This is a genomic window from Gordonia sp. YC-XJ4 (assembly GCF_059511865.1).
Genome location: NZ_CM183447.1, coordinates 173,363 through 188,757, shown reverse-complemented (window position 1 = coordinate 188,757; position 15,395 = coordinate 173,363). Strand labels below are relative to the sequence as shown.

Sequence of the window (15,395 nt, the reverse complement as noted above, 5' to 3'; positions counted from 1 at the left end):
GTCGGTGATCGGTCCGTCGTACTCGACCAGCACCCGACGGCGGTCGAGTTCATCGAGGAGGACTAGAAGGGTGTCTGCCATGTGCCCCGAGATCGGGTGCTACGTACCGGTGCGAATGCAGATCGTCGGATCGTCGTCGAATTCGAGATCGAGCAGTACCTTCGAGATACGTTGAGCAAGAACACTGTCGGGCACCTCGAAGGTCGCGCATGCATATCCGGCGTCTTCGATCACGTCGACCTCGACCAGCATCTCCGGCGAGGCGGTCACGTACGACGACACGGACCCGTACGCAGTCGGCGTGTGCCCCACGCGGCCGGCCCACGTGACGTCGACAGAGCGCAACAGCAACTCGGTCCGCTTGGTCACCGCGGACTCGACCTCACTCATCATCAGCTCACTGGTACAGGCCGAGCCAGAAACTCCGAACCTCCGGGGATGATGCACCGCCACCTACTTCCCCCCGATCAACTCCCGGATGTCGTCGGCGCCGATCGCCGACCCGAACAGGTCGCCGTCGTCGACCACTGCGGTGAACAGTTCGCGCTTGCGTTCTTGTAGCGCAACGACTTTCTCCTCGATCGTGCCCGCCGACACCAGGCGGTAGACGTTGAGCGGGCGGGTCTGTCCGATGCGGTGGGCGCGGTCGACTGCTTGGGCTTCGGTTGCCGGGTTCCACCACGGGTCGCAGACGAAGCAGTAGTCGGCCTCGGTGAGGTTCAGCCCGAAGCCACCGGCCTTGAGACTGATCAGGAACACCTGCGTCTTACCGCTGGTGAAGCGCTTGATCTCCTTGGCGCGCTGGGTCGCCGACATCGACCCGTCGAGGTAGCTGACGTCGAGACCCATATCGACCAGCCGCTCCTCGATGAGCCGCAGGAATCCGGTGAACTGGCTGAACACCAACGCGGAGTGGCCTTCTGCGATGAGGTCCGGGAGTTGTTCGGCCAGGTAGTCGATCTTCGCCGACGCGATCCCGGCATGCTGATCCTCGACGAGTCCGGCGTGCAAACTCAGCTGCCGCAGCATGGTCAGCGACCGGAAGATCGCGAAGCGGTTCTCGTCGAAGTCGCCGAGCAACCCGAGCACCTTCTGCCGTTCCCGGGTCAGGCGGGTCTGATAGATCTTGTCGTGCTTGGTGTTCAGATCGATCGAGAGAACCTGCTCCTGCTTGGCGGGCAGATCCGCGGCGACCTGCTCCTTGGTGCGGCGCAGCATCACGGGCCAAATCCGGCGGCGCAGCAACGCCAGCCGCTCGGGCTCCACCCCGGATTCGATGGGCTTGCGGAAGTACTCGGTGAACGTCTTCGGTGACGAGAACAACCCGGGCGCGGTCAGCGACAGCAACGACCACAACTCCATCAGGTTGTTCTCCATCGGGGTGCCGGTGATGGCGAGTTTGAACTCGGCCCGCAAGCGTCGAGCGCACTGGTGGCCCTTGGAGTTGTGGTTCTTGACGAACTGGGCTTCGTCGAAGATGACGCCGGTCCAGTCGGCCTCGTCGAACTCCTCGAACCCGATGCGCATCAACGCATACGAGGTGATGACGATCTGTCGGCCGGCGATCCGCTCGGCGAGCGGGACCCCGACGCGGGCGCTGGTGGCGGTGACGGTGAGGACCTCGAGGTCGGGCGTGAAGCGTGCCGCCTCGGCGGCCCAATTGGAGATGACGCTGGTGGGTGCGACCACCAGGAATCGGCCGTCGGGTTCTTCCTGTAGTGCCGTCGCGATCATCGCCAACGTCTGCACGGTCTTGCCCAACCCCATGTCGTCGGCGAGGATGCCGCCAATCCGGTTCTCCCACAGGAAATTCAGCCAATTCAGCCCTTCGGCCTGATAGTCGCGCAGTTCGGCGGTGAAGCCCTCGGGAAGCGCACACTGTGCGGGCGGTTGCGCTGCGGCGAGGCGTTTCATCCGCCTCTCCCACACGGCGAGCTCCTTGTCGACGACGCCGAGTGCCATCAGCTCGTCCCACAGGGTGGCGTTGTGGGAGCGTTGGCGTACCTTGCCGTTCTCGAGTTCGCCGAGCGCACGGGCCTCGTCGATGAGTTCGGCCAGCCGCTTCAGTTCCGGATTGTCCAACGCGAAGTAGATGCCGTTGGGTAGCAGCATGTGGGTGGCCTTGCCGGACAGTTCCCGTACGACGTCGGCAAGGGCGACCTTGTTGCCACCGATGTCGATGGTGATGGTCAGCCCGAACCAGTCGGAATTGCCGAAGTCCTTCCCGCCGAACGAGATCTGCGGTGGTGAGTCCGCCTCACGGTAATCGAGCACCTCACCCTCGAAGATCACCTCCACCCCGAGCTCCCGGAGTTGCGGCAGCACCTCGACGTGCAGCATCGCCGCCTCCAGCGGCGCGAATCGCAACGGCCGGGTGAGCGCCGGGATGTCGGCGGCCTCGATCAGCGACTTGGTCGGCGTGACGAGCAGACGGTTCAGGTCCGTCGCGCGGTTCAGGTCCGTCGCGCGGTTCAGGTCCGTCGCGCGGTTCAGGTCCGTCGCGCGGTTCAGGTCCGTCGCGTGATTCGACGACGCGATGCGGTGGCGGACGGCCTGCCTCCGCCAGTCGCCGCACAGCGTCGCCGCGTGCATCAGGAGCGGCCTGATGCTCGCCCACGCCTGCTGCTCCGCGTCGAGATCACGAAGCCGCGACGGGTGGTCGACGGGAAAGACCCGTTGGCGTCCGTTGACGTCGTAGGCGACCTCCCAGGTCACCTCGGCGCCCTCGTCGTCGGAGCGGACGGTGAGCTGCAGTTGTGGGCCGCTGACCTCGGCGTCGACCAGCGCATCCTCGACCACCTCGACCGCCATCGACTCGGCCAGACGCGGAAGCATCTCGGTGGCGAACTCGTCGATGTCGGCTGCAGGGATGCGTGCCGAACGGTTCGCGAACAAGTTCTTGAGCGCCTCGATCGACGCCGGCGGGGTGAACGGACCCATGAGCAACGTCTTGTCGGATCGCGCGAAGATCCCGTGTGGCTCGGGGTCGCCGAGGAGCCCGGCGGGGGATCCGTCCCAGATGTGGCCGTCGATCACGAGGTTCGGCGAGACGACTAGTCCGTCGTCATCGCGCGTCACCACCAGCTGCGCCGACGACTCCTTGACCAGCTGGACCTCGGAGGTGCGGGTGGTCTTGGCGTGCGGCACCAGGACCACCCCGGCGTCGACCGCAGCTGCGAGCAGGTCCCAGATGTCGGCAGGTGCGTCCTCGAGCCGAAAGACCTGGTCACGGCCGTATCGGTCACCGATCCGCATCGCACGGCCGATGGCCCGCACCCGGCGGAGGTGCTCGGGCACGAAATCCTCGACCGCGCGGTCCTGTCCGGACGAACCCCACACCGACCGAACCTCCGGCTCGATCGAATTCCACGACACCCCGGTACGAACCCACGAGCCGGTCTTTCCCGGCGTCACCAGGCGCAGGGTGGGTCCGGTCATCTTCTTCGGTCCGCCGCCGGGCATCTCGATCAGAATGCCCAGGGGTGCGGTCCCGACAGTGGTTGTCGCCTCGTCGCGGACGAGTCCGTCGAGGAGCAATCGCCAGGGGGCGATCGAGGTGGTGGCGCGCCGCGGCTGTGCGGCCGCACTCGCGGTCAGCAGCAGCGCGACGAGGTGCTTGCAGTCGACACCTACAGGGCACGTGCACCACGCGTCGGTGAGGTCGTACTCGCCGCCGACTCTCGAGAAGCTGGCCTCGACGCGATAGACCATGCCGCGGGAGCCATCACACTGCCCCACCAGATGTCGACCGTCCGCCGTCCAGGTGAGACCGGAGATCCGCCCCTCATTGGCATAGGCCACCCCGCGGGAAACGGTCGGTCCGTCGAACTCCGCGCGGAGGTAGCTCTCGTCCATATCCAGTGGCTGCAGTGGTGCCATGCGCCCGAGAGTATCGAGGGGCTCCGACATTCTCGGGGCACGACGCGGGGGGCTGTGGCTGGTGTGCATGCTGGTCACGGATGTGATCGGCGTAATCTCGCCCATGGTCGCAGGGTGCAATGTCATCCTCGTAAATCAGGCACCACCGATCAGGAGAACTGATGCGCAGCACCATGCAAGACGTCCCGTTGTCGATCGCGCAGATCCTGCGCCACGGCAGCACCGTCCACGGCACCGCCGAGGTCATCACGTGGATGGGAACCGAATCGCGCCGCCGCAGCTACGCCGAGGTGGGGCGCCGTAGCGCCGCACTCGCCAACGCGCTGCGCGGACTCGGTGTCACCGGCGATCAGCGGGTGGGCACCTTCATGTGGAACAACGCCGAGCACCTCGAGGCCTACCTGGCGGTGCCGGCGATGGGCGCGGTGCTGCACACCCTCAACATCCGGCTGTTCCCCGAACAGCTGGTGTTCGTCGCCAACCACGGCGAGGATCACGTCATCATCGTCGACCCGACGCTGCTGCCACTGCTCAACCCGCAGCTGCCCGAGCTGAGCACCGTCAAGCACATCATCGTCACCGGCGAGGACACCTCCGGCGTCGAGGCGCCCGAGGGCATGACGGTCCACTCGTACGAGGCGTTGATCGCCGATCAGCCGGGCACCTTCGACTGGCCCGAGGTCGACGAGCGTGACGCCGCCGCGATGTGTTACACCTCCGGCACCACCGGCGACCCGAAAGGTGTTGCCTACTCCCATCGTTCGATCTATCTGCATTCGATGCAGGTGTGCATGACCGAGGGCCCGGCGCTCAAGCAGGGCGATCGTGCGCTGGCCGTGGTCCCGCAGTTCCACGCCATGTCGTGGGGACTTCCCTACGCGGCGTTCATGATCGGCGCGTCGCTGATCATGCCCGACCGCTTCTTGCAGCCCGAGCCGCTGGCCGCCCTGATCGCCGCCGAGCAGCCGACGTTCGCCGCCGCCGTCCCCACCATCTGGCAAGGGCTGCACCAGTATCTCGAGCAGCATCCGCAGGACATCTCCTCGATGCACGACGTCCTCATCGGCGGGTCAGCGGTGCCGCCGTCGCTGATGCACATCTTCGCCGAGCAACACGACATCCAGGTGTTGCACGCCTGGGGCATGACCGAGACCTCCCCGTTGGGGTCGGTCGCGCGTCCGCCGGCAGGCACCGAGGGTGAGGAGCGCTGGCGCTACCGCTACACGCAGGGCCGATTCCCGGCGTCGGTGCAGGCGCGCATCGTCGACGACGGCAAGGTGTTGCCGAATGATGGTGAGAGCGTTGGTGAACTCGAGGTCCGCGGACCGTGGATCACCGGCGCCTACTACGGCGTCGACGCCCCGGAGAAGTTCGACGACGGCTGGCTGCGTACCGGCGACGTCGGCACCATCACCCCCGACGGCTACCTCACGCTGACCGACCGCACCAAGGACATCATCAAGTCCGGCGGCGAGTGGATCTCGTCGGTGGATCTGGAGAACGCCGTCATGGGGCATCCCGACGTCATCGAAGCCGCCGTCATCGGCGTCCCCGACCCCAAGTGGGACGAGCGGCCGCTGGTGGCCGTGGTGCTGCGCGAGGGCTCGGACGCGACGCCGGACTCGCTACGAGAGTTCTTGTCCGACAAGGTCGCCAAGTGGCAGCTGCCGGAGAACTGGACGGTCATCAACGAGGTCCCGAAGACCAGTGTCGGCAAGTTCGACAAGAAGCGCCTGCGCTCGCAGTACCACGACGGCGGGCTGTCGGTGACACAGCTCTGAGGGTGGGGGTCCGGCTACCCTGAACCCCATGGCGCGAGTGCACAAGCAGGGCCGTCGCGAGCTGATCGACGATCTTCGCGCAGCCCTGTCCACGGCACTCGCGCCGACCGGCACCTCTCGGAGCGCCGCGAAGGCCCCGGCTCCGACGACGCTGATCCTCACCGCCGGCCCGGGTGCCGGTAAGTCGCACACGCTGGCGCAGTTGCGGTCCGAGGTCGATGTGCGGACGTCGTGGACCTCGGCCCACGAGTTGTCGTGGCGGCAACCGTTCACCGTCGCCGCCGCACTCGTCGGCACCGAGCTGCCGGCGGTCATTCCCGACGGTTACGGCGACACCCTGTACGACCGGGTCGACGCGATGTGTGCCGACGGGCCACTGGCGCTGTTCCTCGACGACGCGCATCATGCCGATGCGGAGTCCCTCACCCTGCTCACGCGGTTGTCGGCGGCGGCGCGTGATCTACCGCTGGTGATGGTCGTCGGACGCCGACCGCTGCCCGAGCGAGAACTGTTGACCCGCTTGGCCGCTCGCCCGACGGCGCGCGAATGGTCGCTACCGGCGATGTCGGGCAACGAGATCGCCGCAGTGTGCCGCGAGGTCGTCGGCGCCGAGCCGGACCGCGCCCTGCTCGGCGCGCTCGCCGCGGCTCACGGCAATCCGATGCACGCGATCTCACTGCTGCGCACCCTCGAACAGTCGGGGCTCTCCTCACCCAAAAGTGGGTCAGTTTTGTTGTGGCAGGGCCGGACACGCACCGCCTCGGGTCAGTGTTGCCATCGCGATGAGCGCCTCGGGACTGTGAAATCCGTACGACCGCTTTGTCAATGCGCGTAGGTGAGTGTTGTTGGCTTCCACACGACCGTTAGACATCTCACAGGTGACAGCGTTGTAGATCTGTATTTCGCGGGCCCGGACCGACCGAGCGACCGTCTGCATCTCACTGATGCCGCTATTGTCAGCCTCGGCGAGCCAGCGCCGCAACCGTTGCCAGGTACGGCCGAACTTCCTCGTAAGTATCTGACGGAGAAGCTCTTTGAGCTGATAAGCCCGCGCCAACACATCGTTTGCGGCAGTGATGACAATCTGGCGGGCATGTTCCTGCTCAGCGGTCAGATCTTCCGGATTCTTCAATAATGCCCAGCGCAGACGTTTGCGATCGGCCTGCGAGAGTCCGTCAATCCGGCTCAACACCCGCGACCGACACCGATCCATGGCTTGAGAAACCCACTGCAACACGTGAAACGGATCCATGCACACGTAGACCTCAGGTGCTCGTTGCGCCAACACGGTAGCGATGAAATCGGCTCCATCGGCACTGACATGGGTAAGCTCCCGGGTCCGCTGCGGCCCGAGTTCATCAAAGAATCGGTTCAAGGTCTCCTTGGTCGCTCCTTCGCCGGCCCAGACCATACGGCCGGTGTCGTGATCAACAACGACAAGCAGATAACGCCGACCCTTGCGATAGGAGATCTCATCGATACCGATGCGCCGCAAACCATTCAACCGGTCAGTCCGACCAAGGTGATCAGCGACGACGCGATCTACGATCCGCGACACCGTCGCCCATGACACGCGCATCATCTCCTGCACCGACGACATCGGAGAGTGCGCCACCAGCCATGCCACCTGATCGTCAAATGCCCTGGTCATCCGCGCCCCAGCCCGCGCCCACGGCACAGATTCGGTCACCACACCATGTGACGGACACGACACCCGAACACACACCATCTCGACGAAGCACCGCCATCCTCCCAGGTCCAGATGCCGCCACCGCCGATTCGCACCACGCTGGTCGTAACGACCACAACGCTTCTGGCAGTGCGGACACCGCCCAGCGGACCGTTGATGCAACTGCACCGTGAAGACAATAAGTTCGCCACCGTCATCGGTGTCGAACCGAACACCGACCACACGGGATTTCTGCAATCCCAGGACCTTCTGCAGTACACTCACAGTGCGCAACGCCGACTCCTCTAGGTATTGATCTTCGCAACTCAAAACCTATGTGAGAGAAGGCGTTGCGCCCGTTAGGCGCGCTGTGCATAACCCACTTCAACATGAGAAGCGCCACAGTCGGGCGATCTGATCATCACCGACGGCCGCGCCACCCTGGGCGCCGGGGCCAGTGCCCGCGTGTCGACGGGCGACCGCGATGCCGTCGCCGAGCATCTGGCCCTGCTGGATTCGCGGGCTCGCGATCTGACGCAGAAGCTCGCGGTGTGGGGCGGACCGGCGCCCCTCGTCGACCTCGCCGCCATCGACAACGCGGCGCCGGCCTCTCTGATCGGTGCCGCCCAGTCGGCCACCGATGCCGGCATCATCACCGCCGACGAGGACGGAACGCTGTCGTTCACCCACGACCTGTACGCCGACGTCACCTACCAGCAGCTCGCCCCGGCATTCCGCACGATCCTGCACGACGCCATCGCCGACCTGCCGCAGACCCGCGGCGATCACCAGCGCGAAACCCATCACCGACTCGCCTCCGGGACCGACCCGAACGCCATCACCGACGCGGTCCGCCGGGCCCGAGACGACCTCACCCACTCACCCGCAGTGGTCGTCGACCTCCTCGATCCCCTCGCCCGGCAGGGTGACACCGCAACGGGCGTGCACCTGCCGCTCTCGGTCGCCCTCGCGCGCACCGGACAGCTCACTCGCGCGGCCACCACCGCCACCGAGGGGCTCGCGCACAGCACCGACCCCGAGGAATTCGCCGGCCTGCGCGGCGTCCAGCTGTTCGCGCTCGTCGCGCGCGGCGAGACCCACCAAGCCCGGGCGCTCGTCGACGAGACCCTCGCGTTGCCCATCGACGACGCCGTCGCCGAACGCCTCGGCGATCTCCGACGACACGTCGGGCTCCTCGAGGGGCTCTCGCCGGTCCCGACGACCCCGTTCATCGACGTCTCCACCGACCTGAGCCGACGCTCGGCACCCGGACTGACCACCGAGGGGCTGCGTCTGTTCCTACTGGGACATCTCGACGCCGGGCTGCAGCTGACCTTGCAGGCCTCGGCCCGCGAGACCACCGACCCGGCCGGCCGTGGACCGCACCCCACCTCGGCCGACATCTGGCCGCCGCTGATCGAGCTCTACGCACGCGGACCGGCCGCGGCCGCCGACCTCCTCACCGGCATGACCCGACTACGGACCAGCCGTGGCACCGACTGGATGACCGCGTATCACGAATTCACCAGGGCTGGAATTGAACTCGGCTTCGGCCACCTCGACGACGCGGCCGCCACCTGGGATGCCGGGCTGGAGCTGGCCGCCGGCGCCGACATGGGGTGGACGTCGCTGGCCGACGGCGGGCGCACGATGATCGACGTCCTGCGCGGTGACCTCGCCGCAGCAGCCACACGACTCGACGCCTGGACATCCGGCGACGCGCCCGACCAGTTCGGCATCAAGGTGCACGAGCGCGTGCAGACCCTGCTGCTGGAATCCCGACGCAAACTGCGCCCCGCCGCCGCGGCGGCCAGCGCCAACTGGGCCTCACTGATGCAGCGACGGCTGTTCACCCACGCCACGACGTTCTCCCTCGACTTCGCCCGGATCGGCACCCGAGCCCAGGACCTGAACCTTGTCGAGGCGGTGGCCGACGGCCTCGCCGCATCCGGAGCCACCGAGCTGCCCTACCTCGGGGCCGTCGCGGCGTTGGCCGGCGCCCGCTGCGATGCGTCGCTCGGGCGCCGTGACCTGCGCGTGGTGGTCGAGGTGGGCCAAGAATCGGCGGAGGTCCTGCACACCGCGGGTGATCAGTTGGTCGAGGCCTCCGCCTGGGAAGAAACTGCCTGTGCCGCAGCAGCTCGGGGTGACACCGAAGCAGCTCGGGAGTACGCGCGAACCGCGCTGATGCTCACCCAGGGCATGGGAGCGGTCACCTCGTCATCCCGGATCGTCTCCCGCCTGCGGCCGATGGGTGTGCGCATGGACCCCAACACGGTCCGCGACCGACCCACCCACGGCTGGGACAGTCTGACGCCCACCGAACGCACCGTCGCCGACCTGGTGGCGACGGGAGCCTCCGGCGCCGACGTCGCCGACCAACTGTTCATCTCGCCGCGCACCGTCCAGACCCATGTGTCGCACGCACTGGCGAAACTGGGGCTGAAAACCCGCGTCGAGCTGGCCGCTTACGTCGCCGGTCGGCATCGGGACTGACCCGACCCAGGTCCCGTTGGCAGAGAAATCTCCGTGGTTGGCAGAGAAATCTCCGTGATGACACAGATGTCTGCGTCATCGGCACGGACGAGAGTGGACAACAGAACGGCACACCACCGGCCGACCACTCCGACAAGGACACACGCCATGAACGCGCTCCTCATGATCCTGGGACTCGCCCCCTGGTTCGTCTTCTCGCTCGTCGCCCAGAACACCGGCGACAACGTCGCCCTCGCGGCAGGGGTCGCGTGCGCGATTGCCTTCGCGATGGCCGCCTGGGGCGCCTTCCGCGGCCGCAGCTGGAAAATCCTCGACGTCACCGCCATCGCCGTCTTCGGCATCCTCGCCGTGGTCGGGCTCTTCGCCGGCGATCAACTCAACGACACACTCACCAACTTCGCGCGCGGCGGACTGACGTTCGTGCTGGCCGCGATCATGCTGATCTCGGCATTCACCATTCCATTCACCGAGCAGTACGCCCGCGAGAGCGTCGACCCGGCACTGTGGCATTCACCGATCTTCCGTGAGAAGAACCGTCGGATCAGCCTGGTGTGGGCCGGCGCGGTGTTCCTCATGGGCTGCTCCCACGTCGTCGCCGGAGTTCTCGCCGACAACGCCGCACCCGGCACCGCTCCGGGCAACGTCATCCTCAACTGGGTGATCCCGATCGTGCTGATCGTCCTGGCCGTCAAGCAGACCCAGCGCATCGCCGGAGCCCAGGTCCCCGCCACGGCCACCACCACCTCGCATCAGGCCTGAAAGGCGCCCGCCATGAGTCTCACCTCGCCCTCCACCCGACCGGCCCCGGTCGACCTCGCTCACCACAGCCACCTCACCGGGGTGTTCGCCCCGCAACGCGAGGAGGTCGACGTCGCCGATCTCACCGTCCACGGTGACCTGCCCAACGACCTGCGCGGCAGCTATCTTCGCAACGGCCCCAACCCGCGCTTCGACCCGATCGGCTCCTACGTCTACCCGCTTGACGGCGACGCGATGGTGCATCGGATCAGCATCGGCGACGGCGCGGTGCGTTACACCAATAGATTCGTCCGCACGCCGATGATGGTCGCCGAAGAGGCTGCCGGACAAGCACTCTGGTCGGGAATCACCGATGGCTACGCGCCGGGCGCCGACGAAGTCGGACCGGAGCTGGCGGGCACCTTCCGCCAATTGCCCGACATCAACATCGTCTCGCACTCGGGACGCCTGATGGCGATGGCCGAATCCGACCGCCCCTTCCTGCTCGATCCGGCAGATCTCTCGACGCTCGGCCCGACCGACTGCGCGGGCGCGATGACCGTGGGCAGTACCGCCCACCCGAAGCTCGATCCGACGACTGGTGAGCTGGTCCTGTTCAACTATGCCCTCGACGCGCCGTACCTCACGTGGTCGGTGATCGCCGCCGACGGAACCGTCACCCGCACACCCACTCCCGTCGACGGACTGACCGAGCCGGTGATGATTCACGATATGGCGCTCACCGAACGCTATGTGGTGCTGTTCGTGTGCCCACTCGTCTTCGACATCGAGGCGATGCTCACCGGTGGGTCGCTGCTGTCGTGGCGTCCCGACGACGGCACCCGGATCGCGCTGATCCCCCGCGACGGCAGCCCGATCCGGTGGGTGCAGACCGATCCGTTCTGGGTGTGGCACTTCGCGAATGCCTTCGACGATGCCGACGGCACCGTCACCGTCGACTACGTCGAGTGGACCTACCCCGGCGGCTTCGCCGACGTTAAGCGCCCGGCGTCGTCGACCCTGACCCGCGCGGTGATCGACCCGAACCGCGGGATCGTCCGGGCCGTCCTGAGCGACCACGCACACGACATGGAGTTCCCGCGCGTCGACGACAGGCTGCTCACCGAGAACCATCGCCGGATCGCCACCGTCGGGCACGGACCCCACGACAGCGGCGTCCGCGACAGCCTCTGGTTCCACGATCTGGCCGCCGACACCGAAACCTGTTGGACTCCTGGTGTTGCCATCGGTGAGCCGATCTTCATCCCGGGCGAGGGCCACGACTACTGGGGTGCGATCGGCACCGATACCGAGTCGATGCGCTCGAGGTTCTATCTCCTCGACGCCGACCGGCCGGCCGACGGACCGATCGCAACGGTCGACCTGCCGATCCGCGTGCCGGCGGGGCTGCATGGGGCGTGGGTGGCCGGGGACTGAGGGAACGGCAGCCCGAAGCGCTCGCGGAGTGTGCGTGCGGGATACGTACGGTGAAACAGACCGCGTTCCTGCAGGATCGGGACGACGAGCGTCGCGAAGTTCTCGAAGTCGACCGAGGTGTCGGCGGGCATGATCGTGAATCCGTCGGCGGTGCCGGCCTCGAACCAGGACTGCAGGTCGTCGGCGATCTGCTCGGGTGAACCGACCACCAGCCGGTGGCCGGAACCCCCGGCGCCGGACTGCACCAATTGCCGTGGCGTGCGCGGTGACTGCGCGATGAGAGCGCGGGTCGAGACACTGAAGCCGGTCGAGAACGCGGTACCCGGGATGGCATCGGGCAGATCATGGATCGAGATCGGGTCATCGGGGCCGAACGATCCCGGTGGCAGACCGAGGTTCGCGATCAGTTCGTTGGTGAGCCGGTCGATCGGCAGGGTCGCGTAGAGTTCGTCCGCGCGTCGCGCCGCCTCGTCGGCCGTCGCACCGACCAGCACGACGACACCGAGCGACACCTTGACGTCGTCGGGATGACGTCCGCCCGCGGTGGCGCGGCGTCGGATCTCGTCACGGAATGCTGTTGCCTTGTCTTGTGTTTGGGCGACGGTGAACACGACGTCGGCGTACTGACCGGCAAGTCGGAGTCCGCCCTCGGAGCCACCGGCCTGCACGATCACCGGGCGCCCCTGCGGGCCGGGCGCGACGGGCAGCGGACCGGCCACGGAGAAGAACTCCCCCACATGGTCGATCGACTCGATCTTCGTCGTGTCGGCGTAGCGACCGGACTGTTTGTCGGCGATGAGCCAGTCGGGTTGCCAGCTGTCCCAGAGTCGTGTGGCGACCTCGAGGAGCTCCGATGCCCGCCGATACCGGGATTCCTTGTCGGGGTGGGCGGGCAGGCCGAAGTTGGCTGCGGCCGCCGGTGTTCCGGTGGTGACGATGTTGACGGCCGCGCGGCCCTTGGTCACATGATCGAGTGCCTGGAAGCGGCGGGCCAGGTTGTAGGGCGAGTTGTAGGTGGTCGACGCGGTAGCCACGATGCCCAGGTTCTCGGTGACCGCGGCCAGAGCGCCGAGCAGCACAGCCGGATCCAGGCCGGTACCGGCGGCTTCGGCGATCTCACCGCGCAGCGCGGGGCCGTCCCCGAGGAACACCGCGTCGATGGTGGCGGCCTCGGCGATCCGCGAGAGCCGCTGGAAGTGGTCGATGTCGAGGTAGGCGAGCGGGTCGACGTGCGGCAGCCGCCACGCCTGCCGGAAGTGACCCGGCGTCATCAACGAGATGGTGAGGTGAAATCCGGTCATACCTGGCTTCTTTCGGACGGTGTCCACCCCAGCAGCGGCGCCAGGTCTCGGGCGGTGGACTCCACCAGTCGGAGATGTTCGTCGAGGTCGGGCACCCCGGGGACGAAGCTGATGAGCAGATCGGTGGCCTCACCGACCGCGGGGTCGGCGGCCAGCGCCTCGGCGATGGAGTCGGCCGGGCCCAGCAGCGCGCGGTCGGCGGCCAGGTACTCCTCCACACTCTGCGCATGCTTGGGGGCACCCGAGGTACTCCAGCTCCGCCACCGATGGACGCCCGGCGTCACGAGCCGGACCGCTTCGGCGCGGTCGGGATGTGGATAGACGGCCCGCGACACCTGGATTCGCGGCGGGTGCCGGGTATCGGTCCACGCGGCTCGGTACGACGAGATCCACGATGCCTGCGCGGCTTGCGCGTCCTCGACCGTCCCGCCGCTCCACGCGTTGGCACGCGAGAGTTGCAGACCGTCACCGGCGAGTGCGGCGGCAGCGGCGGAGGCGTGCGCATAGTCCGGGTTGCTGGTGGTGGCCTGCCATAGTCGGCGGCGCACACCGTCGCCCGGCGGGTACAGGGATTCGCCCGCCGCATTGACCGGTGCACCCTCCAACACCTCGTGCAGGCGCGACACCGACTCCCCGAAGATCCGTTGACGATCGGCCAGGTCCTTCCCGAACGCCTCCCACGCGCCCGGGAAGGGCCCCGACCCGACACCGAGTTGCAGCCGCCCACCTGAGAGGGCATCGACGGTGGCGGCGTCCTCGGCGACCCGCAGCGGGTCCTCGAGCGGCAGGACGAGCACACCGGTTCCGAGCCCGATTCGCTTGGTGTGCTGCGCGATTGCTCCGAGTGCCACCAGCGGTGCGGAGATCTGTTCCTTGCCCTGCCGGAAGTGCCGCTGGATCACCCAGCCCGAGTCGAAGCCCAATTCCTCTGCGGCAACGAAGATGTCGATGGCCTCGCGGTAGGCCTGGGCCACCGGTAGATCGTTGTCGAGGTGCAGGAGGAAGTTGAGCCGCAGCGGCCGCTTTCGCTCGCTCATGTCACAGGTTCAGTCCGGTGCCGTGCACACCGTGTTCGTCGATGAGGGCCAGCTCGTCGGCGGTGAACTCCGGGAAGTCGAGGGCCTTGAGGTTGTGATCGAGCTGCCAGGTGGAGCTCGCGCCCACCAGCGCCGAGGTGACCGCCGGCTGCCGCAGCACCCATTGCAACGCCAACTGCGCCAACGACTGTCCGCGCGCCTCGGCCAGCTTGTTGAGTTCATTGGCGCGCTGCCGGTAGGTGTCGTCGATGACGTCCGGGCTCAGGAAGGTGCTGTTGACCGCGCGGGCGTCGTCGGGGATCGATTCCAGGTACTTGTTGGTCAGCAACCCCTGGGCCAGCGGCGAGTACACAATGAGTCCGAACCCGTCCTGCTCGGCGAGATCGAGGAGCCCGTTCTGTTCGACGCGACGATCGAAGATCGAATACCGCGGCTGGTGGATCAGCAGGGGAACACCGGCCTCCCGCAACAACTCCGCGATCTGGTGAGCGCGGTCGGGCTGGTAGTTGGAGATCCCGACGTAGAGCGCCTTACCCTGCGTCACGGCCGATGCCAGGGCGCCGACGGTCTCCTCGAGGGGCGTCGACTCGTCGGGGCTGTGGTGGTAGAAGATGTCGACGTAGTCCGTGCCGAGATCACGCAGACTGTGTTCGAGGGAGGACAGCAGTGACTTGCGCGAGCCGCCCCGCTGATACGGACTCGGCCCGATCGCGTTGCCCGCCTTGGTCGACAGTATGATCTCGTCGCGGTACGGCGCGAGATCCTTGGCGAGGACGCGACCGAAGTTCTTCTGCGCCGCACGGTGCGGAGGGCCGTAGCGGTCGGCGTTGTCGAAGTGGGTCACGCCCAGATCGAAGGCGTGCAGGATGATCTCGCGTTGGGTCTCGTACGGGTAGTCGGTGCCGAACTTCTGCCACAGCCCGAACGAGAACGACGGGAGATCGAGACCGGACCGGCCGGTCCGGCGATACGGAATGTTGTCGTACCGGGTGGGTTCGGCTGTGTAGGTCAGCTCGGTGGGTCCGAAGGTAGCCATCGGTCAATGCCTTTCGTGGTT

General features: G+C 66.9%; 11 protein-coding genes. 5 read left to right on the top strand and 6 right to left on the bottom strand.

What is annotated here, in order from left to right:
• Window positions 1-99: 99 nt before the first annotated feature.
• Together AC5ZH6_RS00840 and AC5ZH6_RS00835 are read right to left on the bottom strand one after the other, a co-directional pair.
• Window positions 100-393, bottom strand: a complete 294-nt coding sequence (locus tag AC5ZH6_RS00840; protein ID WP_496168182.1) for a hypothetical protein — start codon at window positions 391-393, stop codon at window positions 100-102.
• Window positions 394-453: 60 nt separating this feature from the next.
• Window positions 454-3,879, bottom strand: a complete 3,426-nt coding sequence (locus AC5ZH6_RS00835) for a DEAD/DEAH box helicase (RefSeq protein WP_496168180.1) — start codon at window positions 3,877-3,879, stop codon at window positions 454-456.
• A 161-nt stretch (window positions 3,880-4,040) separates the two neighbouring features.
• On the opposite strand from AC5ZH6_RS00835, the gene AC5ZH6_RS00830 reads away from it, so the two are divergent.
• Together AC5ZH6_RS00830 and AC5ZH6_RS00825 are read left to right on the top strand one after the other, a co-directional pair.
• Window positions 4,041-5,660 carry a long-chain fatty acid--CoA ligase gene (locus AC5ZH6_RS00830; protein WP_211543069.1) on the top strand — a complete coding sequence of 540 codons (1,620 nt, stop codon included), beginning with the start codon at window positions 4,041-4,043 and terminating at the stop codon, window positions 5,658-5,660.
• Between the two features lie 28 nt (window positions 5,661-5,688).
• A complete protein-coding gene (locus AC5ZH6_RS00825) occupies window positions 5,689-6,495 on the top strand; it encodes an ATP-binding protein (RefSeq protein WP_496168179.1) in 807 nt (268 codons plus the stop codon).
• On the opposite strand, the gene AC5ZH6_RS00820 is transcribed toward AC5ZH6_RS00825, so the two are convergent.
• A complete protein-coding gene (locus AC5ZH6_RS00820) occupies window positions 6,385-7,623 on the bottom strand; it encodes an ISL3 family transposase (RefSeq protein WP_496167762.1) in 1,239 nt (412 codons plus the stop codon). The genes AC5ZH6_RS00825 and AC5ZH6_RS00820 overlap by 111 nt on opposite strands.
• 171 nt (window positions 7,624-7,794) lie before the next feature.
• Here AC5ZH6_RS00820 and AC5ZH6_RS00815 point away from each other — a divergent pair, with 171 nt between their 5' ends.
• From AC5ZH6_RS00815 to AC5ZH6_RS00805, 3 genes are all read left to right on the top strand, one after another.
• The gene (locus AC5ZH6_RS00815) at window positions 7,795-9,825 is read left to right on the top strand and encodes a LuxR C-terminal-related transcriptional regulator (protein ID WP_496168178.1); all 2,031 of its coding nucleotides are present in this window, start codon (window positions 7,795-7,797) and stop codon (window positions 9,823-9,825) included.
• Between the two features lie 147 nt (window positions 9,826-9,972).
• Window positions 9,973-10,584 carry a hypothetical protein gene (locus tag AC5ZH6_RS00810; RefSeq protein ID WP_496168176.1) on the top strand — a complete coding sequence of 204 codons (612 nt, stop codon included), beginning with the start codon at window positions 9,973-9,975 and terminating at the stop codon, window positions 10,582-10,584.
• A 12-nt stretch (window positions 10,585-10,596) separates the two neighbouring features.
• Window positions 10,597-12,000: a carotenoid oxygenase family protein gene (locus tag AC5ZH6_RS00805; RefSeq protein WP_496168174.1), complete on the top strand. Its 1,404-nt coding sequence runs from the start codon at window positions 10,597-10,599 to the stop codon at window positions 11,998-12,000.
• On the opposite strand, the gene AC5ZH6_RS00800 is transcribed toward AC5ZH6_RS00805, so the two are convergent.
• Genes AC5ZH6_RS00800 through AC5ZH6_RS00790 form a run of 3 tightly spaced genes read right to left on the bottom strand, consistent with a single transcriptional unit; the run spans window position 11,895 to window position 15,374 of the window.
• Complete coding sequence (locus tag AC5ZH6_RS00800; RefSeq protein ID WP_496168172.1) at window positions 11,895-13,301, bottom strand: NtaA/DmoA family FMN-dependent monooxygenase; 1,407 nt, start codon at window positions 13,299-13,301, stop codon at window positions 11,895-11,897. The two genes, AC5ZH6_RS00805 and AC5ZH6_RS00800, sit on opposite strands and share 106 nt — an antisense overlap.
• A complete protein-coding gene (locus tag AC5ZH6_RS00795) occupies window positions 13,298-14,338 on the bottom strand; it encodes an LLM class flavin-dependent oxidoreductase (protein WP_496168171.1) in 1,041 nt (346 codons plus the stop codon). The genes AC5ZH6_RS00800 and AC5ZH6_RS00795 overlap by 4 nt, the downstream gene beginning before the upstream one ends.
• A 1-nt stretch (window position 14,339) precedes the next feature.
• On the bottom strand, window positions 14,340-15,374 hold the full coding sequence (locus AC5ZH6_RS00790) for an aldo/keto reductase (protein WP_496168170.1): 1,035 nt from the start codon (window positions 15,372-15,374) through the stop codon (window positions 14,340-14,342).
• Window positions 15,375-15,395 lie beyond the last annotated feature (21 nt).

Coding starts and splice junctions, on each gene's coding strand:
- AC5ZH6_RS00840 (WP_496168182.1), bottom strand. CDS start 393: ATGATGAGTGAGGTCGAGTCCGCGGTGACCAAGCGGACCGAGTTGCTG.
- AC5ZH6_RS00835 (WP_496168180.1), bottom strand. CDS start 3,879: ATGGCACCACTGCAGCCACTGGATATGGACGAGAGCTACCTCCGCGCG.
- AC5ZH6_RS00830 (WP_211543069.1), top strand. CDS start 4,041: ATGCGCAGCACCATGCAAGACGTCCCGTTGTCGATCGCGCAGATCCTG.
- AC5ZH6_RS00825 (WP_496168179.1), top strand. CDS start 5,689: ATGGCGCGAGTGCACAAGCAGGGCCGTCGCGAGCTGATCGACGATCTT.
- AC5ZH6_RS00810 (WP_496168176.1), top strand. CDS start 9,973: ATGAACGCGCTCCTCATGATCCTGGGACTCGCCCCCTGGTTCGTCTTC.
- AC5ZH6_RS00805 (WP_496168174.1), top strand. CDS start 10,597: ATGAGTCTCACCTCGCCCTCCACCCGACCGGCCCCGGTCGACCTCGCT.
- AC5ZH6_RS00800 (WP_496168172.1), bottom strand. CDS start 13,301: ATGACCGGATTTCACCTCACCATCTCGTTGATGACGCCGGGTCACTTC.
- AC5ZH6_RS00795 (WP_496168171.1), bottom strand. CDS start 14,338: ATGAGCGAGCGAAAGCGGCCGCTGCGGCTCAACTTCCTCCTGCACCTC.
- AC5ZH6_RS00790 (WP_496168170.1), bottom strand. CDS start 15,374: ATGGCTACCTTCGGACCCACCGAGCTGACCTACACAGCCGAACCCACC.